This window comes from Pseudomonas muyukensis (genome assembly GCF_019139535.1).
Taxonomy (GTDB): domain Bacteria; phylum Pseudomonadota; class Gammaproteobacteria; order Pseudomonadales; family Pseudomonadaceae; genus Aquipseudomonas; species Aquipseudomonas muyukensis.
Window position 1 is genome coordinate 4,253,594 of record NZ_CP077073.1, and the last position, 24,940, is coordinate 4,278,533.

At 66.4% G+C, this 24,940-nt stretch carries 23 protein-coding genes and 1 pseudogene; 6 read left to right on the top strand and 18 right to left on the bottom strand.

What is annotated here, in order from left to right:
- Positions 1-23: 23 nt before the first annotated feature.
- Positions 24-1,754, bottom strand: a complete 1,731-nt coding sequence (locus KSS95_RS18675; protein ID WP_217848587.1) for a ShlB/FhaC/HecB family hemolysin secretion/activation protein — start codon at positions 1,752-1,754, stop codon at positions 24-26.
- A gap of 315 nt (positions 1,755-2,069) precedes the next feature.
- Between KSS95_RS18675 and KSS95_RS24905 the strand changes: the two are divergent.
- From KSS95_RS24905 to KSS95_RS18685, 3 genes and pseudogenes are all read left to right on the top strand, one after another.
- Positions 2,070-3,155 (top strand): annotated as a pseudogene (locus KSS95_RS24905) (HAMP domain-containing protein); the annotation flags it as partial.
- A gap of 87 nt (positions 3,156-3,242) precedes the next feature.
- Positions 3,243-4,010, top strand: coding sequence for a methyl-accepting chemotaxis protein (locus KSS95_RS24910; RefSeq protein WP_374119874.1), 768 nt, complete (start codon positions 3,243-3,245; stop codon positions 4,008-4,010).
- Between the two features lie 196 nt (positions 4,011-4,206).
- Positions 4,207-5,391 carry an MFS transporter gene (locus KSS95_RS18685; protein ID WP_367616929.1) on the top strand — a complete coding sequence of 395 codons (1,185 nt, stop codon included), beginning with the start codon at positions 4,207-4,209 and terminating at the stop codon, positions 5,389-5,391.
- 98 nt (positions 5,392-5,489) lie between these two features.
- Here KSS95_RS18685 and KSS95_RS18690 read toward each other — a convergent pair whose 3' ends face one another.
- From KSS95_RS18690 to KSS95_RS18710, 5 genes are all read right to left on the bottom strand, one after another.
- Entirely contained in the window at positions 5,490-7,304 is a 1,815-nt protein-coding gene (locus KSS95_RS18690; RefSeq protein ID WP_217848590.1) for an ABC transporter ATP-binding protein/permease, read from the bottom strand.
- A 323-nt stretch (positions 7,305-7,627) separates the two neighbouring features.
- On the bottom strand, positions 7,628-7,828 hold the full coding sequence (locus tag KSS95_RS18695; RefSeq protein WP_217848591.1) for a formate dehydrogenase subunit delta: 201 nt from the start codon (positions 7,826-7,828) through the stop codon (positions 7,628-7,630).
- Entirely contained in the window at positions 7,825-10,701 is a 2,877-nt protein-coding gene (gene fdhF / locus KSS95_RS18700) for a formate dehydrogenase subunit alpha (protein WP_217848592.1), read from the bottom strand. Before fdhF ends, KSS95_RS18695 begins: the two co-directional genes overlap by 4 nt.
- On the bottom strand, positions 10,698-12,242 hold the full coding sequence (locus KSS95_RS18705) for a formate dehydrogenase beta subunit (protein ID WP_217848594.1): 1,545 nt from the start codon (positions 12,240-12,242) through the stop codon (positions 10,698-10,700). The genes fdhF and KSS95_RS18705 overlap by 4 nt, the downstream gene beginning before the upstream one ends.
- Positions 12,236-12,721, bottom strand: coding sequence for a formate dehydrogenase subunit gamma (locus KSS95_RS18710; protein ID WP_217848597.1), 486 nt, complete (start codon positions 12,719-12,721; stop codon positions 12,236-12,238). The genes KSS95_RS18705 and KSS95_RS18710 overlap by 7 nt, the downstream gene beginning before the upstream one ends.
- Before the next feature lie 324 nt (positions 12,722-13,045).
- Between KSS95_RS18710 and KSS95_RS18715 the strand changes: the two genes are divergently transcribed.
- Complete coding sequence (locus KSS95_RS18715; protein ID WP_217854086.1) at positions 13,046-13,354, top strand: hypothetical protein; 309 nt, start codon at positions 13,046-13,048, stop codon at positions 13,352-13,354.
- A gap of 147 nt (positions 13,355-13,501) precedes the next feature.
- Here the strand turns inward: KSS95_RS18715 and KSS95_RS18720 are convergent, their stop codons facing one another.
- The 10 genes from KSS95_RS18720 to KSS95_RS18765 all read right to left on the bottom strand — a co-directional run bounded on the left by KSS95_RS18720 (position 13,502) and on the right by KSS95_RS18765 (position 21,143).
- Positions 13,502-13,927: a DUF1289 domain-containing protein gene (locus tag KSS95_RS18720; protein WP_217848599.1), complete on the bottom strand. Its 426-nt coding sequence runs from the start codon at positions 13,925-13,927 to the stop codon at positions 13,502-13,504.
- Between the two features lie 25 nt (positions 13,928-13,952).
- Positions 13,953-15,170, bottom strand: a complete 1,218-nt coding sequence (locus KSS95_RS18725) for a ribonucleotide-diphosphate reductase subunit beta (RefSeq protein WP_217848601.1) — start codon at positions 15,168-15,170, stop codon at positions 13,953-13,955.
- 206 nt (positions 15,171-15,376) lie between these two features.
- Positions 15,377-16,072, bottom strand: a complete 696-nt coding sequence (locus KSS95_RS18730; RefSeq protein WP_217848603.1) for a B3/B4 domain-containing protein — start codon at positions 16,070-16,072, stop codon at positions 15,377-15,379.
- A gap of 98 nt (positions 16,073-16,170) precedes the next feature.
- Positions 16,171-17,328 carry a glutathionylspermidine synthase family protein gene (locus tag KSS95_RS18735; RefSeq protein ID WP_217848605.1) on the bottom strand — a complete coding sequence of 386 codons (1,158 nt, stop codon included), beginning with the start codon at positions 17,326-17,328 and terminating at the stop codon, positions 16,171-16,173.
- A 3-nt stretch (positions 17,329-17,331) separates the two neighbouring features.
- Positions 17,332-18,084, bottom strand: coding sequence for a DUF1190 domain-containing protein (locus KSS95_RS18740; RefSeq protein ID WP_217848606.1), 753 nt, complete (start codon positions 18,082-18,084; stop codon positions 17,332-17,334).
- Between the two features lie 25 nt (positions 18,085-18,109).
- Positions 18,110-18,535, bottom strand: coding sequence for a DUF350 domain-containing protein (locus KSS95_RS18745; protein WP_134690110.1), 426 nt, complete (start codon positions 18,533-18,535; stop codon positions 18,110-18,112).
- 12 nt (positions 18,536-18,547) lie between these two features.
- Entirely contained in the window at positions 18,548-19,207 is a 660-nt protein-coding gene (locus KSS95_RS18750; protein WP_217848608.1) for a DUF2491 family protein, read from the bottom strand.
- 211 nt (positions 19,208-19,418) lie between these two features.
- A complete protein-coding gene (locus KSS95_RS18755; protein WP_217848610.1) occupies positions 19,419-20,120 on the bottom strand; it encodes a PspA/IM30 family protein in 702 nt (233 codons plus the stop codon).
- A 17-nt stretch (positions 20,121-20,137) separates the two neighbouring features.
- Entirely contained in the window at positions 20,138-20,752 is a 615-nt protein-coding gene (locus KSS95_RS18760) for a YjfI family protein (protein ID WP_217848612.1), read from the bottom strand.
- 85 nt (positions 20,753-20,837) lie between these two features.
- Positions 20,838-21,143 carry a DUF2388 domain-containing protein gene (locus tag KSS95_RS18765; protein ID WP_217848614.1) on the bottom strand — a complete coding sequence of 102 codons (306 nt, stop codon included), beginning with the start codon at positions 21,141-21,143 and terminating at the stop codon, positions 20,838-20,840.
- A gap of 191 nt (positions 21,144-21,334) precedes the next feature.
- Between KSS95_RS18765 and KSS95_RS18770 the strand changes: the two genes are divergently transcribed.
- A complete protein-coding gene (locus KSS95_RS18770; protein WP_217848616.1) occupies positions 21,335-22,126 on the top strand; it encodes a MipA/OmpV family protein in 792 nt (263 codons plus the stop codon).
- On the opposite strand, the gene KSS95_RS18775 is transcribed toward KSS95_RS18770, so the two are convergent.
- Both KSS95_RS18775 and KSS95_RS18780 read right to left on the bottom strand, forming a co-directional pair.
- Positions 22,094-23,437: an ATP-binding protein gene (locus KSS95_RS18775; protein ID WP_217848618.1), complete on the bottom strand. Its 1,344-nt coding sequence runs from the start codon at positions 23,435-23,437 to the stop codon at positions 22,094-22,096. The two genes, KSS95_RS18770 and KSS95_RS18775, sit on opposite strands and share 33 nt — an antisense overlap.
- A complete protein-coding gene (locus tag KSS95_RS18780) occupies positions 23,438-24,145 on the bottom strand; it encodes a response regulator (protein WP_217854031.1) in 708 nt (235 codons plus the stop codon).
- Between the two features lie 212 nt (positions 24,146-24,357).
- Between KSS95_RS18780 and KSS95_RS18785 the strand changes: the two genes are divergently transcribed.
- Positions 24,358-24,939, top strand: coding sequence for a hypothetical protein (locus KSS95_RS18785; RefSeq protein WP_217848620.1), 582 nt, complete (start codon positions 24,358-24,360; stop codon positions 24,937-24,939).
- Position 24,940 lies beyond the last annotated feature (1 nt).

Genomic DNA, 24,940 nt, shown 5'->3' on the forward strand with positions numbered 1-24,940 from the left:
GGCATCTCTATCGGAAAACGGTGTTAAAGGAAGAAGTCCAGGCGAAAGTAGACCGGCGCCTCGCGCTCGAGCAGCCCGTCCGGGCGCTCAAGGGAATGGGCGAAGGTCACGCTGGCGGACAGGTTGCGGCCACGGGCGAACAGTTCGAGCGAGTCGCTGGAAACCCGGCCGTGCTGCCCGCCGCTGTAACGGTCGTGGCTGATCGCGCCGACGTCGTAGCCCAGGCCCAGGCCGTATTCGGCCAGCACCGGTCGCAACCAGTCCCAGCCCACCGGGCGGCTCCAGCGCAGGTCGTTGCGCCAGTAGTAGCCGCTGTCGCCGTTCAGGCTCTGGTCCTTGTAGCCACGCACCGAGGACTGGCTGCCCAGGCTCATGCGCTGGGGGCTGAACAGGCGGTCCTCGCTGCGCTGGCCGGTGACCAGGCTGCTGAATACCAGCGACTCGCCCAGCACCTTGAACGGCTGCAGGTAGCTGGCGGTGGCGGTGTACTTGCGATATCGAGCACTGGGCAAGCGGTTGCCGTTGTCATCGCGCTCACGCTCACGCTGGGCGTCGAAAGCGCCGATGCCCTCTTGCAGGCCCAGGTCGATGTTGAGAAAGGCGCCACCGATGCGCCGGCCATGGTTGATGCCGACCTGGGCTTCGCTGAGGCGATGGCTGCTGTTGGCCAGGCGGCTGTCTTCGATGTAGTTGTTGGTGCGCAGGTAGCTCAGGCCGCTGTTGAGCGAGGTCTTGCTCAGCGAGTCGCGGTGGATGACCCGTTCGAGGCGCAACTGGTGGTTCTGGCTGTCGCCGGTCTGCTTGAAGTTGAAGCCCGCCGCCTCGCCCAGGGCACGGTACTCGCTCTGGCTGTAGCTGTAGCTGAGGTTCCACCAGCCGAACGGCAGGTTGTAATAGAGCGCGGCGTTGCGCGAGGTCTTCTGGTGGTCGCTGATGGCGTCGTGGCCGCCGCGCAGCACCAACTGGTCGGCCAGGCCCAGCGGGCTGTCCCATTCGAAACTGCTGCCCCACTGCTGCTCGCCGGTGCTCTTCTGCCCTTCGTTGCTGCGCGAAAGGCCCACACGCCACGGTTTCTGCGGGGTGTTGGCAACCTGGACCTCGCTGCCGCCGACGGCCTTGCCGGGGGTCAGTTGCATGCGGGCCTGGTTGGACGGCAGGCGATTGAGCTGGTCGACCATCTGCTCGATCTCGCGCAGGTTGAGCAAGTCGCCGGCCCGGCCGGGGAACGCCATGTCCAGTTCGCGGGCGCTGAGTGTGCTGCCCTCGCCGGCCTTGAGCCCTTCGAGGCGGCCCTCGACCACCAGCACCTGCAGATGGCCGGACGACAGGTCCTGCTGGGGCAGGTAGGCGCGACTGGTGACCAGGCCCTTGGCGATATAGCGGTCGGTGATGACCTTGAGCAGTTCATTGAGCTGGGCCACCCCCAGGCACTGGCCGACATAGGGCGCGAGCAGGCTGGCCTGCTCGGCGCTCGACAAGGCGTCGGCGCCTTTGAGCTCGATGGTCTGGATCGGGAAGCAGCGGCTCTCGTTCGGCGCCTTGGGCGCTACCGGCGCGGCCCGCTCGCCAGGCAGGTCCTTGAGTTCTTCAAGGCGCCGTTGCTGTTCTTCCAGCAGGCGATTCTGCCGGTCGCGGATCAGGTCCTGGTCACCCGGCAGGATCGGCGAGGCGGCCATGGCCGGATTCACGGCGGCGACCAGGCAAAGCCCGGCCAGGGCGGCGCGCAGGCGTGCGCCGGGGGCGGAAAAGTACATGTTCGGTCCTTCGAAACCACAAGTTGCAAGGGGCAAAATGCGCGATACTAAATAGCCACTATTACGGCGTCAATTAAACACGGACCAGCGTACATGAAACTTGAGAAGGCCCCGCTGCACGTCCAGATCGCCCGCCGATCAAAGCGCAATTTCCTACGGCCCACCCCATGAACAACGACAATCGATTGCCATTTTGTACACAACCCATGGGCTAAAGGGTTATATTCCGCCGGCCGAAACAGAAAAGATGGCGCATAGCCAGCATCGTGTCGAAGCGGCTGCGCGCACCTTCACCCTCATGGATTGGGCGTTACGATGAAAATAAAAAACAAGCTGGTGCTGGCCTTCGTCCTGGTGGCCTTCATTCCGGTGGCGCTGGTCGGCGGCATCTCGGTGCTGAATATTCGCAACGAGGCGGTGGAACAGTTCATCGACGGCAGCACCCGGGAGATCCGCCAGATCGACGGCAACATGCGCCAGTTTTTCGATGGCACCCTGCAGAACGTCGACCAGATGGCCAAGGACCCGCTGTACAGCGCCGTCACCTCGCTCAAGGACTACACCGGTGCCGATGCCGCCAGCCAGCCCATGCCCGCCCAGGCGCAGCAGGTGATTGACGCCTTCGCCCGCTATGGCACCACCCACCCGGCGGCGGCGATCCTGTCCATCGGCCTGGAGGACGGCAGCTACGCCAAGTGGCCGGATGACCCGCAACTGGCCAAGTACGACCCGCGCAGCCGCCCCTGGTACAAGGATGCGATGGCCAGCCCGGACAAGACCGTGCGTACTGCCGCCTACTACTACGACAAGGACGACGTGGCCCTGGTGGGCACCGCCCGCGCGCTGCTCGACGCCAGCGGCAAGGCCAGGGGGGTGTTGGTGGTCAGCGTGTCGCTGAAGAACCTCACCGAGCTGGTCAAGAGCATCAAGCTCGGCGACAGCGGCTACGTGATGCTGATCGAGAACGGCACCGTGCTGGTCGACCCGCGTGACGCCAGCCACGGCTTCAAGCAGCTCAAGGACCTCGGCGCGCCCTACGCGCAACTGGCAGCCACCGCCCAGGGCGCCACCGAGGTGCAGATCGACGGCAAGCGCTACATGGCCAATGTCTGGACCTCGCCTGGCCTGGGCTGGCGCTTCGTCGGCCTGATCGAATACGACGAGGTGATGGCCGCCGCCACCCGCATGAGCTATGTCACCGCGCTGATCGTGGTGGTGCTGGCGCTGCTCTTCGCCCTGGTGGCCGCGGCGTTCTCGCGGGTCATCGTCAAGCCCATCGGCCAGGTCAGCGTCGGCTTGCAGTCGATCGCCGAGGGCGAAGGCGACCTGCGCCGCGACCTGCAGGTACAAGGCAAGGACGAAACCGCCGAGCTGGCCGGCTGGTTCAACAAGTTCCTCGCCGCCATCCGCCAGCTGATCCAGCACATCGGCGCGGCCTCGACCAACCTGCACGAGGCCTCGCGCAGCAACAGCGAGATGGCCGGCAACATGAACGAGGCCGCCGGGCGCCAGCGCGAGGCGGTGGAGCTGGTGTCCACCGCGTTCAACGAGATGGTCGCCACCGCCAACGAAGTGGCGCGCTCGTGCAGCAGCGCCGCCGACGCCGCCGAGCACGGTCACCGTCGAGTGGCCGAAGGCAAGCAGCAGATCGAGGCGACCACCGACAACGTCAATCGCCTGGGCCGGCGCCTGAGCGAGTCGTCCCAGGCCATGGTCGAGCTGGAAGAAGGCAGCCGCAGCATCAACCAGATCCTCGGCACCATCCGTGCCATCGCCGAGCAGACCAACCTGCTGGCGCTCAACGCCGCCATCGAGGCGGCCCGGGCCGGCGACCAGGGCCGTGGTTTTGCCGTGGTGGCCGATGAAGTGCGGGCGCTGGCCAAGCGCACCGCCGACTCCACCGGCGAGATCGACCAGTTGCTCAACACCCTCGGCGGCAAGACCCAGGAGGTCTCGCAGAAGATGGAAAGCTGCCTGGACCTGTCGCGCGCCAGCGTGTCGTCGATCGAAAGCGCGCGGGACAGCTTCGAGGGCATCCAGCTCTCGGTGAACGAGATCCGCGACCAGAACCTGCAGATTTCCGCCGCCGCCGAGGAGCAGCACAGCGTGGCCGAGGAGATCAACCGGCATATCCAGCAAATCTACGACGAGGCGCGGCTGGTGGAGGGGTTGGCCAGTTCCGCCCAGGCCGACTCCGGCAGGCTGGCGCAGTTGTCGGATGAGTTGAATGGGCTGGTGGGGCGGTTCAAGTCCTGACGTTTGGCTTGCGCCTTACGCGGTCCTTGTAGGAACGGCCTTGTGTCGCGATGGGGCGCGCAGCGGCCCCAGGATTTCAGCGTTGATGCAAGGATTGCCGGGGCCGCTTTGCGGCCCTTTCGCGACACAAGGCCGCTCCTACAGGGATTGCGCATGGCTCGGCTACAGTGAAGGCAACGCCATCCTCGAGACCAACATGCCCAACCATCACCCCATCCCCCGAAGCGTCTGGGCCCTGGGCTGGGTCTCGCTGCTCATGGATATCTCCTCGGAGATGATCCACGCCCTGCTCCCGCTGTACCTGGTCACCGTGCTCGGCACCTCGGTGCTCGCGGTGGGCCTGATCGAAGGCATCGCCGAGGCGACGGCAGCAATCACCAAGGTGTTCTCCGGCGCCTTCAGCGACCGCCTGGGCAAGCGCAAGCTGCTGACGGTGATCGGCTACGGCCTGGCCGCCGTGACCAAGCCGGTGTTCCCGCTTGCCCCCGGGCTGGAATGGCTGACCGCGGCGCGCTTCGTCGACCGTGTTGGCAAGGGCATCCGCGGCGCGCCACGGGATGCGCTGATCGCCGACATCACCCCGGCCGCGCTGCGTGGCGCGGCGTTCGGCCTGCGCCAGGCATTGGATACGGTGGGCGCGTTCATCGGCCCGCTACTGGCAATCCTGTTGATGTGGCTGACCGCCAGCCATTTCCAGGCAGTGTTCTGGGTGGCCGTGATCCCGGCGTGCCTGGCCGTCTACGTGCTGGTGGCGTTCGTCCGCGAGCCCGACAGCGTCAGCGCAAGCCCGGCGCGGGCGCCGCTGGCGCTGGGTGAACTGACGCACCTGGGCGCAGGCTATTGGCGGCTGGTGGTCCTCGCCACGCTGTTCACCCTGGCGCGCTTCAGCGAGGCTTTCTTGCTGCTGCGCGGCCAGGCCCTGGGCTTGCCGGCCTTGTGGGCGCCTGGGGTGCTGGTGGTGATGTCATTGGCGTTTTCGCTGTCGGCCTACCCCGCCGGGGCGCTGTCGGACCGGGTCGGGCGGCGCGGTGTGTTGATGGCCGGGCTGGGCCTGCTGGTGATGGCCGACCTGGCCCTGGCATGGCTGCCGGGCTGGCCAGGCCTGGCGCTGGGGGTGGGCCTGTGGGGGCTGCACATGGGCTTTACCCAGGGCATCTTCGCCGCACTGATCGCCGACCATGCCCCGGCGCACCTGCGCGGCACGGCGTTCGGGGTGTTCAACCTGCTGACCGGGATCGCGCTGCTGCTGGCCAGCGTGCTGGCCGGCGGGTTGTGGGACTGGCTGGGCTACCAGGCCACCTTCATGGTGGGAAGCCTGTTCGCCTTGGTCACGTTGGCAGGGCTATGGTTGCCCCCCGCTCGGCCCCCCTGCGAGTCGTAAGAGACCGCGGTGCCTGGCACCGGCGACGCCGGTGTTCGCCAGCAAGGCTGGCTCCTACAGCATTTAAAGCTTGCTGGCGAACCAAGCGCCGCGGAGGATCAAGCTGGCGCTTGAACCCCTTGTTGTTGCAACAGCGCCCAGCCCCCCTGCCCGTCCACTTCCAGCCGATGGGAATGAAACCCCGCCAGCGTACTGCGGTGTCCGACGCTGACCAGCAGGCTGCCCGGCATTTCGCGGCGCAACAGCCCATACAGCGCATGCTCCAGTCCTTCGTCCATGGCCGAGGTGGATTCGTCGAGGAACACCACCTGCGGCCGGTTGAACAGCACCCGGGCAAAGGCCAAGCGCTGTTGCTCGCCGATCGACAGGATGCGCGCCCAGTCGCGCTGCTCGCCGAGGCGCTCGACCAGGTGCGCCAGGTTGACCTGCGCCAACGCTTGCTGCATGCGCGCATCGTCCGCCGGCAGGCCAGCAGCCGGGTAGGCGATGGCAGTGCGCAGGTCGCCCAAGGGCAGGTACGGGCGCTGGGCGAGGAACAAAGCCTGCTGTCCCAAGGGTCGGCGCACTTCACCTTCGGCATAGGGCCAGAGCCCGGCCAGGGCGCGCAGCAAGGTGGTCTTGCCGCTGCCCGAGGGGCCCTTGATCAGCAACGCCTGGCCGGCCTGCAGGTTCAGGTGCAGGTCCGCGATCAGCGCGTGCCCGTCCGGCCGCAGCACCTGCAGCCCCAGGATATCCAGGGCGTGGGCCTGCTCGACGGTACTCACCCGCGGCAAGCCGCCGGCCTGCTGATTGGCATCGAGGAAGCCGGTCAGACGGTCGAGGGTGGCGCGGTACTGGGCGAAGGTGTCGTACGACTCACGGAAGAACGACAGCGAATCCTGCACCTGGCCAAACGCCTGGGCGGTCTGCATCACATCGCCCAGCTTGATCGCGCCGCTGAAGAAGCGCGGCGCCTGGAGGATGAACGGGAACACCACCGCCACCTGGCTGACCCCCAGGTTGAAGCCGCTGAACTTGAGGTTGCGGAACACCAGCGCCCAGGCATTGCCGATCAAGGTGAAGAAACGGCCCAGCAAGGTGCCCCGCTCCACCTGCGCGCCCTGGTAGAAGGCGATGTTCTCGGCATTTTCGCGCAGGCGCATCAACGCGTAGCGGAAGTTGGCGGTGAACTTCTCGTTGAGGAAATTCAGGCGAATCAATGGCTGGCCGAGGCGGAAGGCGATCCAGGTGGCGATCAGCACATAGACGTACACGGCGAACACCATCGCCCGGGGGACTTCGACGCCGGCCACCGCCAGCGGCGCCGACAGCCCCCAGAGAATGCCGGTGAAGGCCACCAGCGACACCAGCGCGCTCACCGCCCCCAGCGCCAGCGACACCGAGCCGGTGACGAAGGCATTCACATCCAGCTCGATACGCTGGTCGGGGTTGTCCACCGGTTCGGCGAGAAACTGCCCACGGTAGTAGGCATCGCCGTGCATCCAGTCGGCGGTCAGGCGCTCGGTGAGCCACACTCGCCAGCGGATGTTGAACGCCTGGGTAACATAGAAGGTGAACAACGAACGCAGGACATGGATGCTCGCCAGCACCGCGAACACCCCGAGCAGGTACCAGAACGCGGCCTGGTCCAGGGCCTGCAGGGCGCTGTAGAAGCCGTTGTACCAGAATGAGAACAGCACGTTCAGGCGCACCGAGAACAGCGTCAGCACCAGCAGCAAGGCGAAGGCCAGCAACGGGCGCCAACTGCGCCGCCAGCTGAAATAGGGCCCGGCCAACTGCCAGAACTGGGCGCCCCAGCGGGTATGGCGCACCGCCAGCAGCGCGCAGACAGTGAAGCAGACGAGGGTGATCGATGAGGCGATTGCCAGCCAGCGCAGGCTCTCTTGCAAGGCCTGGTGCCAGTTCATGTCCATGGTGGGTTTTCCGTGACGGTGTTTTTGCGAGCGTAGCACCGGCCCTGGGGCAACCTGGCAAAGATGACGGACTTTTCATCTTGCCTCGCCAGGCAGGGCCTGGGCGTCGATAATCGCCGGATCACCGTTATCCGGGATCGCGCCAAGCACAGCCGTTGCGCCACGGCCAGGACCATGCCGCCCTGGTCGCGCTGGACAGCCTCGCGCGCCTGCCAGTGTTCGCCGGCAAGCCGGCGCCTACACGCTATCCCGCCCCAGCCCTGTAGGAGCCAGCCTTGCTGGCGAACCCGCCAACGCGGTAGCAGCCGGTAGCCGGTGAACGGCTACAACGCCTCCCGCACCTTCGGATCAAGCCCCTCCCCGGCATGGGCCTCGACCCACGCGGCCAACTGCCGGCGCATCGCCGGCGTCCAGAAGCTCTGCAGATGCTGCCTTACCCCCTGCACCGCCTTGGCATGATCCGGCTCGCTGTCGAAGTAGTGGGCAATCTGGTTGGCCATCTTGACCAGGTTGTCACTGCTCATCGACGCACCTCCACCTTGTCCGCCTGGCGCCGCTCCTTGAGCAAGCGCCGCTGTTCATCGCTGAAATGCTGGTAGCGCTGCTGCCACTCCGAGGGCTGGAACACCTTCACCACCTCCACCGCGGTGACCTTGTATTCCGGGCAGTTGGTGGCCCAGTCGGAGTTGTCGGTGGTGATCACGTTGGCCCCCGACTCGGGGAAATGGAAAGTGGTGTACACCACCCCCGGTGCCACCCGGGCGCTGACCTTGGCGCGCAGCACGCTCTGCCCGGCGCGGCTGCCCACACCGACCCAGTCGCCATCGGCGATGCCGCGGCTCTCGGCATCGCTGGGGTGGAGCTCCAGGCGATCCTCGTCGTGCCAGGCGACGTTGCCGGTGCGCCGGGTCTGGGCGCCGACGTTGTACTGGCTGAGAATGCGCCCGGTGGTCAGCAGCAGCGGGAAGCGGCTGTTGACCTTCTCGTCGGTGGGCACGTAGCCGGTGAGCATGAAGCGCCCCTTGCCGCGCACGAACTGGTCGATGTGCATGGTCGGCGTGCCGTCGGGCGCGGTGTCGTTGCAGGGCCATTGCAGGCTGCCGTGGCGCTCCAACTCGGCATAGCTGACCCGGTGGAAGGTTGGCGTCAGGCGGGCGATCTCGTCCATGATCTCGGACGGGTGCCGGTACGCCATGGGGTAGCCCAACGCCTGGGCCAGGGCCACGGTAGCCTCCCAGTCGGCCTTGCCGGCCAGCGGCTGCATCACCTTGCGCACCCGCGAGATGCGCCGCTCGGCGTTGGTGAAGGTGCCGTCCTTTTCCAGGAACGAGCTGCCGGGCAGGAACACATGGGCGAACTTGGCCGTCTCGTTGAGGAAGATGTCCTGCACCACCACGCACTCCATCGCCAGCAACGCGGCGGTGACGTGCTGGGTGTTGGGGTCGCTCTGGGCGATGTCCTCGCCCTGGCAGTACAGCGCCTTGAAGCTGCCGTCCAGCGCGGCCTCGAACATGTTGGGAATGCGCAGCCCCGGATCGGGTTGCAAGGTCACGCCCCAGGCCTGCTCGAACTCGGCGCGCACGCTTTCGTTGGAGATATGCCGGTAGCCTGGTAACTCATGGGGGAACGAGCCCATGTCGCACGAACCCTGCACGTTGTTCTGCCCGCGCAGCGGGTTGACCCCCACCCCCTCGCGGCCGATGTTGCCGGTGGCCATGGCTAGGTTGGCAATGCCCATCACCGCGGTGCTGCCCTGGCTGTGCTCGGTCACGCCCAGGCCATAGTAGATCGCCGCGTTGCCGCCGGTGGCATACAGCCGTGCGGCGGCGCGGATCTGCTCGGCGGGCACGCCACACAGCGGGCCAAGCACCTCGGGGGCGTTGTCCGGCTGGGCGACGAAATCGCGCCAGCGGGCGAAGTCCTCGGTCTCGCAGCGAGCGTCGATGAAGCGCTGGTCGAGCAGGCTTTCACTGACGATCACATGGGCCAGGGCGTTGAGCATGGCCACGTTGGTGCCCGGGCGCAGCTGCAGATGCAGCTCGGCGCGGGCGTGGGGCGAGTCGACCAGGTCGATGCGGCGCGGGTCGATGACGATCAGCCGCGCGCCCTGGCGCAGGCGGCGCTTGAGCTGCGAACCGAACACCGGGTGGGCGTCGGTGGGGTTGGCGCCGATCACCAGGATCACGTCGGCCTGCATCACCGAGTCGAAGCTCTGGGTGCCGGCGGACTCGCCGAGGGTTTGCTTGAGGCCATAGCCGGTGGGCGAATGGCAAACCCGCGCGCAGGTATCGACGTTGTTGTTGCCAAAGGCGGTGCGCACCAGCTTCTGCACCAGGTAGGCCTCTTCGTTGGTGCAGCGGCTGGAGGTGATGCCGCCAATCGAATCGCGCCCGTACTTGAGCTGGATACGCCGCAACTCACTGGCGGCGTAGTTCACCGCCTCGTCCCAGCTGACCTCCTGCCACGGGTCTTGCAGGCGCTTGCGGATCATCGGCTTGGTGATGCGCTCCGGGTGCGTGGCATAGCCCCAGGCGAAGCGCCCCTTGACGCAGGCGTGGCCGTGGTTGGCGCCGCCGTTCTTGTCCGGGACCATGCGCACCAGCTGGTCGCCCTTCATCTCGGCGCGCAGCGAGCAACCCACGCCACAGTAGGCGCAGGTGGTGATCACCGCACGCTCGGGCTGGCCGAGCTGGATCAGGCTTTTTTCGCTCAGGGTCGCCGTCGGGCAGGCCTGCACGCAGGCACCGCACGACACGCACTCGGAGTCGAGGAAGTTGTCACCGCCCGCCGCCGCCACCCGCGAGGCGAAGCCGCGGCCGCTGATGGTCAGGGCGAAGGTGCCCTGGATCTCCTCGCAGGCGCGCACGCAGCGGTTGCAGACGATGCACTTGCTCGGCTCGTAGTCGAAGTACGGGTTGGACACGTCCTTCTGTTCGGCCAGGTGATTGGCACCGTCGTAGCCATAGCGCACCTCGCGCAGGCCGACTTGGCCGGCGACGGTCTGCAGCTCGCAATTGCCGTTGGCCGAGCAGGTCAGGCAGTCCAGCGGGTGGTCGGAGATGTACAGTTCCATCACGTTGCGGCGCAGGTCGGCCAGGCGCGGCGTCTGCGTGCGCACCACCATGCCCTCGCCCACCGGCGTGGTGCAGGAGGCCGGGTAGCCGCGCATGCCGTCGATCTCGACCATGCACATGCGGCACGAACCGAAGGCCTCGAGGCTGTCGGTGGCGCACAGCTTGGGGATGCTGGTGCCGAGCATGGCCGCGGCACGCATCACCGAGGTGCCGGCGGGCACGCTGATCGCGCGGCCGTCGATGACCAGGCTGACCTGCACGTCGCTGACCCGCTCGGGGGTGCCCAGGTCGATGTCGCTGCGGGGGTCGAAGTAGTTGATCATTGCGCGGCCTCCAGGCCGAAATCGGCGGGGAAGTGCTTGAGGGCGCTGACCACGGGGTACGGGGTCATCCCACCCATGGCACACAGCGAGCCGTACTGCAGCGTGTCGCACAGGTCGCGCAGCAACGCCGCCTGGCTTTGCCGGTAGGCCGGGTCGGTGCTGGCGATGAGCCGGTCGACCACCTCCACGCCACGGGTCGAGCCGATCCGACAGGGCGTGCACTTGCCGCAGGACTCCTCGGCGCAGAACTGCAAGGCGAAACGGGCCATGCTGGCCAGGTTCAGGCTGTCGTCGGCCAGCACCACGCCACCGTGGCCAAGCATGGCGCCGATGGCGGCAAAGGCTTCGTAGTCCAGCGGCGTGTCGAACTGCTCAGGCGGCACCCAGGCACCCAGTGGGCCACCGACCTGCGCCGCCTTGATCGGCCGGCCGCTGGCGGTGCCGCCGCCGTAGCCTTCCACCAGCTCACGCAAGGTCAGGCCGAAGGCGCGTTCCACCAGCCCGCCGCGACGGATATTGCCGGCCAGCTGGAACGGCAAGGTGCCCAGCGAGCGGCCCATGCCGAAGTCGCGGTAGAACGCCGCGCCGCGGGCCAGGATGATCGGCACCGAGGCCAGGGTCAGCACGTTGTGCACCAGGGTCGGCTGGCCGAACAGGCCCTCCAGCGCCGGCAGCGGCGGCTTGGCGCGAACGATGCCGCGCTTGCCCTCCAGGGACTCGAGCAACGCGGTTTCCTCGCCGCAGATATAGGCACCGGCGCCGACCCGCACTTGCAGATCGAAGGCCACGCCCTTGCCGGCGACGTCCAGGTAGCCCGCCTCGCGGGCCAGCAGGATGGCTTCGTTCAAGCTACGCACCGCGTCTGGGTACTCCGAGCGCACATAGATGTAGCCCGTGTTCGCCCCCACCGCGAGGCCAGCGATGATCATGCCTTCGATCAGCAGGAACGGGTCGCCTTCCATCAGCATGCGATCGGCGAAGGTACCGGAGTCGCCTTCGTCGGCATTGCACACCACGTACTTCTGCCCGGCCGGGGCCTGGCGCACGGTGCGCCACTTGATGCCCGCCGGGAAAGCCGCGCCGCCACGGCCACGCAGGCCCGACTCGAGCACCGCGGCGACCACCTCGTCGGCGTCCAGCACGCTGGCCTGGCGCAGCCCCTCGAAGCCGCCGTTGGCCTGGTAGTCGTCCAGGGACAACGGTCGGGTGATGCCGGCGCGGGCGAACAGCAGGCGTTGCTGGGTCTTCAAATAAGCCATTTCCTCGACCGGCCCCAGCGCCAGCGGGTGGCCTGCGGCGTTGCCGGCCAAGGCATCGAGCAGGCCGGGCACGTCCTCGACGGTCACCGGGCCGAAGCCCTGGCGGCCCTGCTCGCTCTCCAGCTCGATCAACGGTTCCAGCCAGTACAGGCCGCGGGCGCTGGTGCGCTTGATATGCAGCGGCAGCTGGCGGCGGGCGGCTTCGGCGAACAAGGCCTCGGCCACCTGGTCGGCGCCGACGGCCCGGGCCAGGGAGTCGCAGGGAATGCACAGGTTCAACATGCCTTCACCTCCTCGCGGCAGCCGGCCACCAGGGCACGCAGGCGTTCGGGGGTGACCCGGGCGTGCAACTGGCCATCGAGCTCGAGCGCTGGCGAGCAGGCACAGGCGCCCAGGCAGTAGGCCGGGCGCAGGTCGAGCGCACCGTCCGCGCTGCGGCCATGGTCATCCAGCCCCAGTTGCTCACGCAGTTGCGCGGCCAGCGCCTCGGCGCCGCGGCTCTGGCAGGACTCGGCGCGGCACAGGCGCAAGGTGTGGCGTGCCGGCGGTGCGCTACGGAAATCCTGGTAGAAGCTGATCACCCCGCGCACCTCGGCCTGGCTGAGGTTGAGGGCATGGGCGATTTCGCCGACGGCGCTGTCGGGAATGTAGCCGGCGCCGGCCTGGATGGCGTGGAGGATCGGCAGCAGCGCGCCGGGGCTGTCCTTCTCGCGGGCCAGGACGCGCTGGATCAGGGGCAGGTGGTTCGATTCATCAGGCATACAGCAGACCTCGGCAACCCGGCCCGGCCCTTGTGACGGGCCAGTGTCCGGCGGTGTTCAGCTGCGGTGCCCGCGCACGTCACGGTGGCGCGGTGCGGGCACCCTCCTTGCCGCTGGCCGGGCGTCTGGGCGCGCTCGGTCCACGGGCATCCCCAGAGCATGGCAGGTCTGGCGCGGTTGGGTTGCACGCGGGCGACCAGGCGCGTCCTGAAACCGACCCCGAGAGAACCCGGCGACGCGGTGGCGGGCACCGGCTGCGCCGGTGTTCGCCGGCAAGCCGGCTCCTACGCCGGTTGCGGCCTGCAATACCTGTAGGAGCCAGCCTTGCTGGCGAACCAGGCGACACGGTGGATGGCACCGGCTACGCCGGTGTTCGCCGGCAAGCCGGCTCCTACGCCGGTTGCGGCCTGCAATACCTGTAAGCCAGCCTTGCTGGCGAACCAGGCGACGCGATGGCTGGCACCGGCTACGCCGGTGTTCGCCGGCAAGGCCGGCTCCTACGCCGATTGCGACTGCAATACCTGTAGGAGCCAGCTTGCTGGCGAACCAGGCGACGCGGTGGCGGGCACCGGCTGCGCCGGTGTTCGCCGGCAAGCCGGCTCCTACGCCGGTTGCGGCCTGCAATACCTGTAGCCAGCCTTGCTGGCGAACCAGGCGACACGGTGGATGGCACCGGCTACGCCGGTGTTCGCCGGCAAGGCCGGCTCCTACGCCAGTTGCGACTGCAATACCTGTAGGAGCCAGCCTTGCTGGCGAACCAGGCGACACGGTGAAGCGCACCTATGCCGTTGATGCCTGCACCGCCAATTGGAAGAAAGCCTGGTCCAGCACGTCCCTGAGCTCGTCCACGGGCAACGACGCCACCGCAGGCAGCACGCCGATACCATAATCCTCGAGCGCCGTGATGACCCTGGCGCCGCGCCGGATCACCTCATAGGCGCAATGATGCACGAACGCACGCGAGCCGCCATGCACCCCCAACACCCTGGCGCCGGCCAGCAGGCGCTCGACATCGATCACCTCGCAGCGGCCCTGCATCGCCTGCGCCAACCAGCCATCGAGCCGTCGCATCACCGCCTCCTTGCGTGCTTCGTCGTAGCCGTTCCAGGCGATGATCTCGGCATCGTAACGCTTGCAGCCACGGCACACCGCATCGCCATACACCGTCGAACACAAGCCGATGCAGGGCGTCTTTATCCGGTTCATAGGCCTCTCCCCTGCGTGCTCGCCATCAATCCCACGACAGCGCGCCGCCGGTCTGGTACTCGATCACCCGGGTCTCGAAGAAGTTCTTTTCTTTCTTCAAGTCCATGATCTCGCTCATCCACGGGAACGGGTTCTCCACCCGCGGGTACTGCGCCTTAAGCCCGATCTGGGTCAGCCGGCGGTTGGCGATGAACTTCAGGTAGTCCTCCATCATCGCCGCATTCATGCCCAGCACCCCGTGGGGCATGGTGTCCCGGGCGTACTCGATCTCCAGCTGGGTACCTTGCAGGATCATCTGCGTGGCTTCTTCCTGCAGGGCCAGGTCCCACAGGTGCGGGTTCTCGATCTTGATCTGGTTGATCACGTCGATGCCGAAGTTCAAGTGCATCGACTCGTCGCGCAGGATGTACTGGAACTGCTCGGCCACCCCACTCATCTTGTTGCGCCGCCCCATGGACAGGATCTGGGTGAAGCCGCAGTAGAAGAAGATGCCTTCGAGCACGCAGTAGTAGGCGATCAGGTTGCGCAATAGCTCCTTGTCGCTGGCCAGGCTGCCGGTGCGAAAGTTCGGGTCCGAGATCGCCCGGGTATAGCGCAGGCCCCAGGCGGCCTTCTTCGCCACCGTTGGCACTTCACGGTACATGTTGAAGATTTCGCCCTCGTCCATGCCCAGCGATTCAATGCAGTACTGGTAGGTGTGGGTATGCACCGCCTCCTCGAACGCCTGGCGCAGGATGTACTGGCGGCATTCAGGGTTGGTGATCAAGCGGTACACCGCCAGCGCCAGGTTGTTGGCCACCAGGGAATCGGCGGTGGCGAAAAAACCCAGGCTACGCATGACGATGCGCCGCTCATCTTCCGACAGGCCCTCGGCGCTCTTCCACAGGGCGATGTCGGCGGTCATGTTGATCTCTTGCGGCATCCAGTGGTTGGCGCAGCCATCCAGGTACTTCTGCCAGGCCCAGTCGTAGCGCAGCGGCACCAGCTGGTTGAGGTCCGCGCGGCAGTTGATGATGCGCTTCTCGTCCACCGCCACCCGCGCCGCGGCCCCTTCCAGCTCGGCCAGGCCCTGGGCGACGTCGAGGATATTGAGCGCCTTCTTGGCGCGGATGACGGCGGCGCTGTCGGCCGAATCGATCTGGCGGGCGTGCTGCGCGGCAACCTGGCCCGCCGTATCGAGCCCTTGGCGCGAGGTGGCGGCCGGCGAGTTTGCGCGGGTGGGGGTGTGATTCCTGTTGCTCATGCGATCTTCCTTCCTGGGCCTGCAAGGCTGACTTTAAGGTCAACTTTTATGCCGAAACGTGCCGCGTTTCGGATGAGGGCTTTGCCAGGGGAAAACACCATATCTAGTGTTTATAAAAACAAAAAACACAACATAGTGTGTCCCCGACGAAAGCGAGGCACAAGATATAGATCAGAAACGCTAAGGTCAACACAACATGTAGTGGTTCAACCCACTGGGCCATCGACAAGGCGCTGGATCACCCCAGCCCCCGGCATCATCCGCTGCAGCCCCTCCACCAGCCGGTTGCCCGCCTCTTGCAGTGCCGCCAACGGCATCGCGGGCAGGCTTTCGAGCACGAACCACATCTGCTGCGCCTGGGCGTCCAGCCGGGTGCGCACCCCTTGGCGCCAGTTCCAGCGCCGGCAGGTAACCCCGGCGTCATCGCGCCAGACCACCTCCCCGGCTGCGGGCGCTTCATGCACCAGCGCGCCCTCTTTGAAGGTGTCGAAACACTCGCTGCCATCGGCCAGCACCAAGCGCGGCACGCCGACATAAGCCTGCAGGTTCTCGCCGCCGACCGGCACCGCATAGGCCAGGCTGATGGCGTTGTACAGGTCGACCAGCGGGTCGAGGGCTGGCAGCGCGCCATCGCGCAGCACGCGCTTGCGCAAGGCGTCGGCCGAACAGGGGGTACGCTGGGGCTTGGCGCCGAAACCGCGAAACACCTCGGCCCACGCCTGCAAGTGGGCGTCGGCCCAGGCCGGCTGGCCTGCCACGACGGCGACACAGGCACTGGCCAATGCCTGGCCAGCGACCTCGGGATGACGGATCGGTGCCGCCTGCACGCGGATGCTCAGCGCCCGGAAGCCGGGCGCCAAGCTGAAGATGGCGGGGTCGATGGATGGCAGGACAGGTTGCATCGGGTCTCTCGCACGGGCTGAAAAACGCCATGCTGACGGCCCTTGAAGGTGAGGAAAAGTGATATCTCCTTACCCTGTATAAGCCCCGCTGATTGCGCTCAGTCCACCACCACGTGGGGCAGGAAGCGCGAGCTGTCCTTGGTGATTAGCGTGTCGTCCTCGCGGATACCGATCCCCGACGCCAGGTCGCCGATGACCCAGGCACCGATCAGCGTGTAGCTGTCGCCGAACTTCGGCAAGGGGGCAAAGCCCTGCAGGATGTAGGGTGCATCGTCATAGGGCCCATCCTCGAACACCCGCTGGTCGTCGACGGTGCGGATATCCACGTTGGCCCCCTCGCGGGAGAAGTACGGCTTGCGCACCCAGCCCTTGGGCACCGAGCGGCGCGGGTCTGCGTCGAGGAACGCCGGCAACAGGTTCGGGTGCCCTTGGTGCCACTCCCACAACAGCGGCAGGATGCCTTTGTTGGAGATCAGCGCCTTCCACGCCGGTTCCACGAACTGGGTGTCGCACCCGGCGATGGCCTGGCCGAAATCCTCGTGGAAGATGTGCTCCCAGGCGTGCAGCTTGAACAGGCGCCGGATCGGTCGCCCGTCGAGGTCGACGAAACGCCCCTCGTGGTTCAGGCCGATATCCTCCAGGTCGATGTGCCGGGTGCTGATACCCACGTGCCCGGCCATCTTGCGCAGAAAATCGGTGGTGCCACGGTCTTCGACGGAGCCGGCGATGGCCGAGAAGTAGAACGGGCTCTCCCGCTCGAAGGCGCCGAAGGCCCGCACCAGGTCCTCGGCCAGGCTGTTGAACTGGCTGGCATGGGCCGGCAGCACGCCGCGCTGGATCTGCTCTTCCAGCCAGATCAACTGGAACGCCGCCGCCTCGTACAACGAGGTCGGCGTGTCGTAGTTGGCCTCGATCAGCTTGGCCGGGCCGCTGCCGTCGTAGCTGAAGTCGAAACGCCCATAGAGATGCGGCTGGCGCTCGTGCCACGAACGGCGCACCAGGTCGAAGAACGCCGGCGGGATCGCCAGGCGGGTCATCAGCGCCTCGCTGTCGACGATGCGCGCCACCGCGTCCAGGCACATGGCGTGCAGTTCCTGGGTGGGCGCCTCGAGGTCACGGCTGACCTGGGCCTCGCTGAACTGGTAGTAGCCACGCTCGTCCCAGTAGCGCTCGCCATCGATGGTGTGGAAGGCAAAGCCTTCGCGCGCGGCAGTGGCACGCCAGTCCGGGCGTTCATCGCAAAGGACCTTGCGCATGTCTCAACCGCCGAAGCTGAAGCCGCCGCTGCTCTTGCCGCCCCAGCCACTGCGCGCAGTGGCCTGGCTGCCGAAGCCGCCGCGGGAGATCGACGAGGACACGCTGGAGCGGGTCGAGGTGCTGGATTTGTAGTTGCGGCCGCTGCTGCTGCCAGAGTAGTAGCTGCCATAGCTGCCGCCACTTTGCTGGGCCTGGTCGGAGCGTTCGAAACGCTTGCCCTGGTCGATCTGCTGGCCAAGGGTGGTGCTGCGGTAGCCGCCGCTGCTGTCACGGTACTGGTAGACCGGCTGCGAATAGTACTGGCGGTTGCCGCCGCTGAGCACCTGGCCAAGCAGCAGGCCGGTGAGCAGGCCGTTGAAGTTGCTGCCGCCGCTGCTGGCCTGGCCGCTGCTTTCGACCTGGGCACGGGCGGCGTCGACCTGGGCTTGGCTGACCTCGCCCGACACCGCCAGTTCGAAGCCGCCCAGGCGTGGCATGTAGCGGCCATCGCTGGTGACCTGGCAGTAGTCCGGCACGAAGTCGGCCTCGCAGGCGGTTTTGTCGGCATAGGTCGGGGCCACGCGGCGGTGGTCGGCCAGCGCCTGCATGTAGGCGTCGGAACACACGTCCACCGGCACCTTGTCATCGACACAGGCCTGGACGGTGGTGTAGTTGCTGCGCTTGCTGACCGTGTAGGTCTCCTCTGGCGCGCTGCACGCGGTGAGCGCCAGCGGCAGGGAGCTGGCCAGCACCAGCTTGACGGAACTGCGTCTCATGAATGGCTCCTTGCGCGCGGACGGCTCAGACCGACGGGGTCATGCAGGCCGAGTTGAGGAAGCCCACGCTGATCGCCACGGCGGCGGCGTAGATCGCGGCGGCCATCTCGCCCTTGGCGATGCGGCTGGCCAGGCCCTTGAGCACCAGGCTGGTGAGGGCAAAGGCGAGCAACTGCACCACCGCGGCGATCACCACCCAGACCACGAAGTCGAGCAGGCTGACGCTGTAGGCGATGATGTTGCTGGCCGGCAGCGAGAAGCCGATCAGCGCGCCGCCCAGGGCGATGGCCGCGGCGCTGTTGTTGTCGCGGATCAGGGCGAACTCGCGGTGCGGGGTGAGGTGCGTGTAGATGAACTGGAACAGCCAGAACAGCACCAGCGCCACGCTGATGTAGAGGATGAAGCCGATCACGGCCTGGGCGTTGAGCGACATGCGAAGCGCGTCGAGCATGGTGAATCCTTGTCAGATGACGTTGAAGTCCGTGGATTGCAGGGTGACACCCACCGAAGTGGTCAGGCTGACGTTGCCCTCCTCGTCTTCCTCCACCGACAGCAGGAGGAATTCGCGGCGCTCGGTCAAGCCGGTCTCGCGGGCATACAGCATCGACAGGTGCTGGATGCGGTAGCTGGTTTCCGGGCTGCTGACCCATTCGCTGATCGGCGTCAGCTCGGTCTGCCCTTCTTCGCTGCCCCACTGGCGGACGAACTCGTAGCCTTCGTGCTCGTAGTAGGGCAGGCCGATGTTCGACTCGGGGCCGACCAGGCGCTTGAGTTCGGCATCGCTGGTCACCGGCACCACGCTGTAGTAGCCGAACAGGATGATATCGCGCACGTCCTCAGCGGAATTGCCGTTCATCACCACCTGCAGCCAGTAGTCTTCGTCTTCCATGTAGAAGCGCGCCAGGCGCACCGACTGGCCGAGGTCGACTTCACCGACCGCCCAGACCACTTCCTGCTCGGGGACTGCCAGTTCGCAGTGACCGTCGAGCAGCAGCTTGAGCGAGGGGTCGAGCTTGAGCATGCGCCCACTGCCCAGGCCGAACGGCAGGTTGCCAGGGGCTCGCTGGCTGCTGGCAGCCGGCTTGGGGGCTTCGAAGCCCATGAAGCGTTTCAACCAACCCACGGGGCATCTCCTGGGTGAGAGGGTGACGGAACCGGAGCCAATACAGGTGCTGAAGCGAACAGGCAGGGCCTGTGGGGAGAAGGCGACATTGAAGATCCCTTGGGTCGCGGCAGTCCTTTGGCGGGGGCGACACGATACTGCTTTTCGTGCGCCCCGCCAACGGCTCTGGCATCGGGTTTTGCGCCGCGATAAAACCGCCCCGATCAGCGCATCACTCCGCCGGCTTCGCCGCCTTGGCCTTCAAGCGCGCCAGCACATCGTCGGCGCCGCTGTTGCTGGCACCGATGCCGGCCGCCTTCAAGCGCGCCTCCAGGTCGCTGCCATCGGCCTTGCCGGCAAGCTCCGCCGCCGCTTCCAGCTCGGCTGCGCGTTCGCTCTGGCGTTTCTTGATGCGGTCCAGCGAACCGACCGCAGTCTCCAGGCTGCCATTGGCGCCGCCGGTGGCCGACGCCGCGCTCACCTGGGCGCGCTGCACGCTCTCGCGGGCCTTGACCAGGTCGACCTGCTGCTTGAGGCCCTTGATCTGCGCTTCGGTCTTGCCCACGGTGGCAGTCAGGGTGGCGACCGAGGCGCCGAACTGGTCGGCCAGCGCCTGCTCGCTGTCACGCTGGTTGGTCAGGTCGGCGATACGTGCCGCGCACTCATGGGCCAGGCCGTCTTCACCCTTGTCCAGGGCGGCGATGGCTTTCTGTTCCCAATCGCCGATGGTCTTGTCGAACTCGCTGATGCGCTGCTGCGCGGTCTTTTGCTTGGCCATGATCTTGACCAACTGGTTGCGCGCGTCGATCAGGTTGTTGTCGGCGTCGCGGATCTCCTGGTCGAGGATGCGCAGGGCTTGGGAATCGACGATGGCCTCACCGACTTCCGAAGCACCACCACGCAAGGCGGTAACGATCTTTTTCAACAGGCTCATGATGAATCTCCGGGCAATCAGCGGGTGAAGTAGTCTTCGAAGTCTTCGGCGGCGGTGATGACGTTGTCGGCCAGGGTGTGGATCTCCTGGGCGATGTTGTCCAGCGACGAGGCCGCGCTCAGGGCGCCGAACATGGTGTACACCGACTCGCCCGAGGGCAGCCTGTGCAGGCCGATGGACGACAGCGGGAAGACGTCGCGGGTGCGCAGCACCGCATCGTTGAAGGCTGCCGCGTCCTTCACCTGGCTGGCTTCGACCAGCAAGGTGTCGACCAGGATCTGCTCACCGGCCACGGCGATGTACAGCGGCAGGCCGTCCAGTTCGTGCATCACCAGCTTCAGGCTGGGCTCGGCGCCCTGCTGCAGGGACAGGCCGATCGCCCCGTCACGCACCTCGTCAAGGCCCTGCAGGGCGCTGTGCAACGATTCGATCGTCCAGTGGTTGTGCTCGGTCATGAAATCCTCCGTTCTGACCTGGTTGCCCGCGTGGGGCTGGCGTAGTGCTTTCTCGATGCCGCGCAGGGCGGCCGCGTGCTCCGGCAGGATCCACAGCTCACGCTTGACCAGGCCCGCGGCCTTGAGCCGAGCGCGCATGTCGCGCATATAGTCGGTGGAGCTTTTCTTGCCGGCCATCGAGGAAGGGTCCTTGTCTCACATGTGAGGCACGTTACGCCTGGATTGCGAGCTGCGCAAGCCTCACATGTGAGCCAACGACCGTTCACAGCGCCAGGATCGCCTGCGCCAAGGTCTCGTCCGGCAAGCCTGGCTCATCGAGCACCTGGCGAATCCGCGCGAATGCCGCCTCCATGCGCGCACCGCGAATGGCACCACTGCTGGCAACGAACGCCGCCGCGTCATCCTTGGCCGCCAGGACGATCTTGTCGTCCTTGAACGAACTGCTGGTGCCCTTGCTGGCGCTCATGCTCAGGCTGACGGTCATGTCGGTGGTCATGACGAAACTGGTGGCCTGGGCCTGGCTCACAGCCAGGCAGGCGCACAGGGCAAACGGATAGAGCAATCTCATGAACGATCTCACGGTGGCTTGAAGGAAGCGCACCCTAGCAATGACGTTCCGGCGACAACTTCATGAGCTTTGCAAAGGATTGTTAAAAAGTGCGCGTTAACAGTCTTTGACAGTTTCCCGACAAAGCTGCCAAGGATTGCCGCCAGCGCGCTCCCTAGCATGGGCACATCCAATCCTCATCGGGTGTCACCATGTCTGTACCGTATCGCTTGCTATCCCTCTCTTGCGCCTGCCTGCTGCTGGGCGCCAACGACCTGCGCGCCGAGGACTGGCAGTACCGCCTGAGCGCCGGTGTCGCCAATGCCCCGCGCTACAGCGGCGCCAGCGAACGGACCAGTGCGCCGCTGCTCGCAGGCAGCATTACCAGCCCCGCTGGCTTTTTCCTCGATAGCCAAAAAGGCCTGGGCTGGGCCCATGACGGCGAGGCATTCGACTTTGGCGTTTATCTGGGTGCCAGTGCCGCGCGCAAAGACCGCCGCGCAGGCTTCGAAGGCTCGGACAAGCTCGACGGCATGGGTTCGATCAAGTCGCGACCACTGGTGGGCCTCGACGCGGCCTACCACCTCGGCCCCCTGACGCTGGCCGCCAACTTCGAGCATGCCCTGGAAGAAGACAAGGACGAGCCCGACACCGGCTCGGCCTACAACCACCTGAAACTGAGCCTGGCCATGCAACTGTACAAGGGCCGTTTCGGCGAGCTGACGGGCGGCGTCAACAGCCAGTTCGGCGACGGCGACTATGTGCGCACCTGGTATGGCGTGAGCCAGGCCCAGGCTTCGCGCAGCCAGTTCCGCGCCCATGAGGCCCGTGGCGGCCTGGTCAGCCGCGGCGCCGAGCTGGCCTGGCGCCTGCCGTTCGACCAGCACTGGAGCCTGACCACCGTGCTGGCGGCGGACTACCTGAGCAACGACGCTGGCAATAGCCCGCTGGTCGACAAGCGCCTGCAAACATCAGTGCTCAGCCAGATGACCTACACCTTCTGACCCCTTTCGACCGCCCGGGGCTGTCCAACCCCGGGCCGGCCAGATCATGCGCAAGGACGCGCCCCCACCTGCCGCATCCCCCACCTGTGCCTCCCCGCCATGGGACTGCGCCACCCGCCGCACCAAGGCCAGCCCCAGGCCGAAACCGCCAGTGCGCCGGTCGCGGCTGCTGTCGAGCCGCGAAAAGGGCTCGAAGATCCGGTCGCGCCCCGCCACCGGCACCCCCGGCCCGTCATCGTCGACCTGCAGCCGGAACTGGCCGTCACTGCATGCCAGGGAAACCTGGATATGCCCTTCGGCATAGCGGATCGCGTTACGCAACAGGTTGATCACCGCCCTGGCCATGAACCGCGGTTCGATACTGAACGTCTCGACGGCGCTCGGCGCCAGGTGAATCTCGATGCCATTGGCCTCGGCCTCCAGGGTCACGCTGGCAACCACGCTGTCCAGCCAGCTGCCGGCCTCGACCGCTTGCAGGCTGATGGCGGCCGCACCGTGCTCCAGGCTGGCGTAGGTGAGCAACTCGGACACCATGTCTTCCAGCTCGCCCAGGTCGGAATACATGTCGCTGATCAGCTGGCGCGCCTCGACCGGATCCTGTTGCTTGCCGAGCTGATCGAGCTCGAAATTCAGGCGCGCGATGGGCGTGCGCAGCTCGTGGGACACAGCGTTGGTCAACTCGCGCTGGTTGGCGATCAGCCCTTCGATACGCGCGGCCATCAGGTCGAAATGCCCCGCCACATCGCTGATGCTCGAGCGCCGCGGCATGCGCACCCGTGCCGACAGGTCGTTGTCGCCGAAGCGCTGGGCGGCCAGGCGCAGTTTTTCCAGGTCACGCCAGTGCGGGCGCACCCAGAAGAACAACACCACGCCCAGCAGCAACGCCAGCATCGCATAGGCCGTGGCGATGTAGACCGGCATGAAATTGGGCTCGCGGGGCAGCGTCACGCTCAGCAGTTGCTCGCCGTCATCGATGCGGCTGTACAGCTGGGTGTACTGTTCGCGCAACACCAATTGGCCCTGCGCCAACTGCGCCTGTTCACGCGCGCTCAGCGCCAGCTGGTCGGCGCGCACCAGTGCCAGCCCCAAGCCATAGTCGGGGCGCAGCCGTTCCAGGCGCTGGGCGCGCTGCTCTGCCTGAACCCCGCGCAATTGCTCGACCAGCGCATGCACCGTGCCGCGGAAGGTTTCGCGGCTGGCGGCCTCCATCTGCGGGGCGAGCAGTGCGTCGAGGGTGTGCTCGACGGTTTGCAACGCCACCACCAGGCCCGCGGCCAGGATCAGGTACAGGCCCAGGAACAGGCGCAGCATCTAGCGCTCCCAGGCGAACGGGTTGAACAGGTAGCCCTTGCCCCACACGGTCTTGATGCGTACCGGCTCGCGCGGGGTGTCGTTGAGCTTGGTGCGCAGCTTGCTGATGTAGACGTCGACGCTGCGGTTCATGCCATCGAAGTCGATGCCGCGCATCTTGTTGAGAATATCGTCGCGAGACAGGATCACCCCGGCGTTGTCGGCCAGCAGCTGGAGCAGGTCGAATTCCATGGTGGTGAACTCGAGCGCCTCGCCCTCCAGCGTCACCTCGCGGCACACCGGGTCGATCTTCAGTTCGCCGAACACCAGCGCACCACCGGGGCTGGCCTGCGGCGCATGGCGCCGTTGCAGGGCGCGCAGGCGGGCCAGCAACACTGGCGGCTTGATCGGCTTGATCACGTAGTCGTCGGCCCCCGACTCAAGGCCGAGGATATGGTCCAGGTCGTCCTCGCGGGCGGTGAGGATCACGATCGGCGTATCGCTCAGGGCGCGGATTTCCCGGCACACCTGCAAGCCATCCTGCCCCGGCAGCATCAGGTCGAGCACCACCAGCGACGGCTGGAATTCGGCGAACGCCTGGCGCGCCAGGTCGCCGCGATGCACCTCGCGCACCTGGAAACCATGTTGTGACAGGTAATGCGCGATCAACCCCGAGAGCTTCTCGTCGTCTTCCACCAACAGCACCTTGCCTGGGCCAGAGCTTTCCATCATCACGTGTTCCAGTCCTGAGTACAGAGCCCTGCATTATGCCTTTGCGCCGCGGCCGCGACCATGTCGCCGCGGCCGGCAACGACCGTGGGCGCCCGCCGTGCAGGCGAAGCAGGCAACGCGGTGGCGGACACCGGCCCATTCAAGATGGTTTTGCCGCACAGACTGGGTTAACGTGACGCCCCCTTTGCAGACCACCCCAAGGAGAGCCCGTGTCTGACACCTTCTACAACTCGCCGCAAACAGAGCGGACCTTTCCCACGCAGGACGCCGAACAGGCGCCGTTCTACGTGGTTTCTCGGGGCAAGTTCCTCACCCTGTTCATCCTCACCTTCAGCCTTTACCAGCTGTACTGGGCCTACAAGAACTGGCAGCAGTTCAAGCTCAGCAGCGGTGAGAAGCTGTGGCCGGTAGCCCGGGCGATCTTTGCCATTTTCTTCACCCACGCGCTGTACCGCGAGGCCGATGCCCGCCTCAAGCGCGACGGCCGCGACATCCAATGGCCGCACCGTGGCCTGGCGACCCTGTTCGTGGTGACGCTGATCATCAGCAATATCATCGACAGCCTGGTGCGCAAGAATATCGGCTACCCGCTGCTGGACGCCGTCAGCCTGGCGATGCTGCCGGTCATGGGCTGGATCACCTGGCTCGGCCAGCAGGGCCTGAACGCCGCCGCAGGCGATCCGCAGGGCCAAAGCAATGCCCGCTTCACGGCGCTCAACTATGTGTTCATCGTGCTGGGTGCCGCGCTGTTGGCACTGGCATGCTTTGGCTTGACGCTACCGCCGGAGTGAT

What these genes read in the sequence shown, in the direction of transcription:
- KSS95_RS18705 (WP_217848594.1), bottom strand. Translation starts at nt 12,242, where the DNA reads ATGTTGAACCTGTGCATTCCCTGCGACTCCCTGGCCCGGGCCGTCGGC.
- KSS95_RS18685 (WP_367616929.1), top strand. Translation starts at nt 4,207, where the DNA reads ATGCCCAACCATCACCCCATCCCCCGAAGCGTCTGGGCCCTGGGCTGG.
- KSS95_RS18695 (WP_217848591.1), bottom strand. Translation starts at nt 7,828, where the DNA reads ATGAGCAGTGACAACCTGGTCAAGATGGCCAACCAGATTGCCCACTAC.
- KSS95_RS18735 (WP_217848605.1), bottom strand. Translation starts at nt 17,328, where the DNA reads ATGCGCAAGGTCCTTTGCGATGAACGCCCGGACTGGCGTGCCACTGCC.
- KSS95_RS18765 (WP_217848614.1), bottom strand. Translation starts at nt 21,143, where the DNA reads ATGAGATTGCTCTATCCGTTTGCCCTGTGCGCCTGCCTGGCTGTGAGC.
- KSS95_RS18720 (WP_217848599.1), bottom strand. Translation starts at nt 13,927, where the DNA reads ATGAACCGGATAAAGACGCCCTGCATCGGCTTGTGTTCGACGGTGTAT.
- KSS95_RS24910 (WP_374119874.1), top strand. Translation starts at nt 3,243, where the DNA reads ATGAACGAGGCCGCCGGGCGCCAGCGCGAGGCGGTGGAGCTGGTGTCC.
- KSS95_RS18745 (WP_134690110.1), bottom strand. Translation starts at nt 18,535, where the DNA reads ATGCTCGACGCGCTTCGCATGTCGCTCAACGCCCAGGCCGTGATCGGC.
- KSS95_RS18780 (WP_217854031.1), bottom strand. Translation starts at nt 24,145, where the DNA reads ATGGAAAGCTCTGGCCCAGGCAAGGTGCTGTTGGTGGAAGACGACGAG.
- KSS95_RS18725 (WP_217848601.1), bottom strand. Translation starts at nt 15,170, where the DNA reads ATGAGCAACAGGAATCACACCCCCACCCGCGCAAACTCGCCGGCCGCC.
- fdhF (WP_217848592.1), bottom strand. Translation starts at nt 10,701, where the DNA reads ATGATCAACTACTTCGACCCCCGCAGCGACATCGACCTGGGCACCCCC.
- KSS95_RS18730 (WP_217848603.1), bottom strand. Translation starts at nt 16,072, where the DNA reads ATGCAACCTGTCCTGCCATCCATCGACCCCGCCATCTTCAGCTTGGCG.
- KSS95_RS18740 (WP_217848606.1), bottom strand. Translation starts at nt 18,084, where the DNA reads ATGAGACGCAGTTCCGTCAAGCTGGTGCTGGCCAGCTCCCTGCCGCTG.
- KSS95_RS18770 (WP_217848616.1), top strand. Translation starts at nt 21,335, where the DNA reads ATGTCTGTACCGTATCGCTTGCTATCCCTCTCTTGCGCCTGCCTGCTG.
- KSS95_RS18675 (WP_217848587.1), bottom strand. Translation starts at nt 1,754, where the DNA reads ATGTACTTTTCCGCCCCCGGCGCACGCCTGCGCGCCGCCCTGGCCGGG.
- KSS95_RS18710 (WP_217848597.1), bottom strand. Translation starts at nt 12,721, where the DNA reads ATGCCTGATGAATCGAACCACCTGCCCCTGATCCAGCGCGTCCTGGCC.
- KSS95_RS18760 (WP_217848612.1), bottom strand. Translation starts at nt 20,752, where the DNA reads ATGGCCGGCAAGAAAAGCTCCACCGACTATATGCGCGACATGCGCGCT.
- KSS95_RS18775 (WP_217848618.1), bottom strand. Translation starts at nt 23,437, where the DNA reads ATGCTGCGCCTGTTCCTGGGCCTGTACCTGATCCTGGCCGCGGGCCTG.
- KSS95_RS18755 (WP_217848610.1), bottom strand. Translation starts at nt 20,120, where the DNA reads ATGAGCCTGTTGAAAAAGATCGTTACCGCCTTGCGTGGTGGTGCTTCG.
- KSS95_RS18690 (WP_217848590.1), bottom strand. Translation starts at nt 7,304, where the DNA reads ATGGACATGAACTGGCACCAGGCCTTGCAAGAGAGCCTGCGCTGGCTG.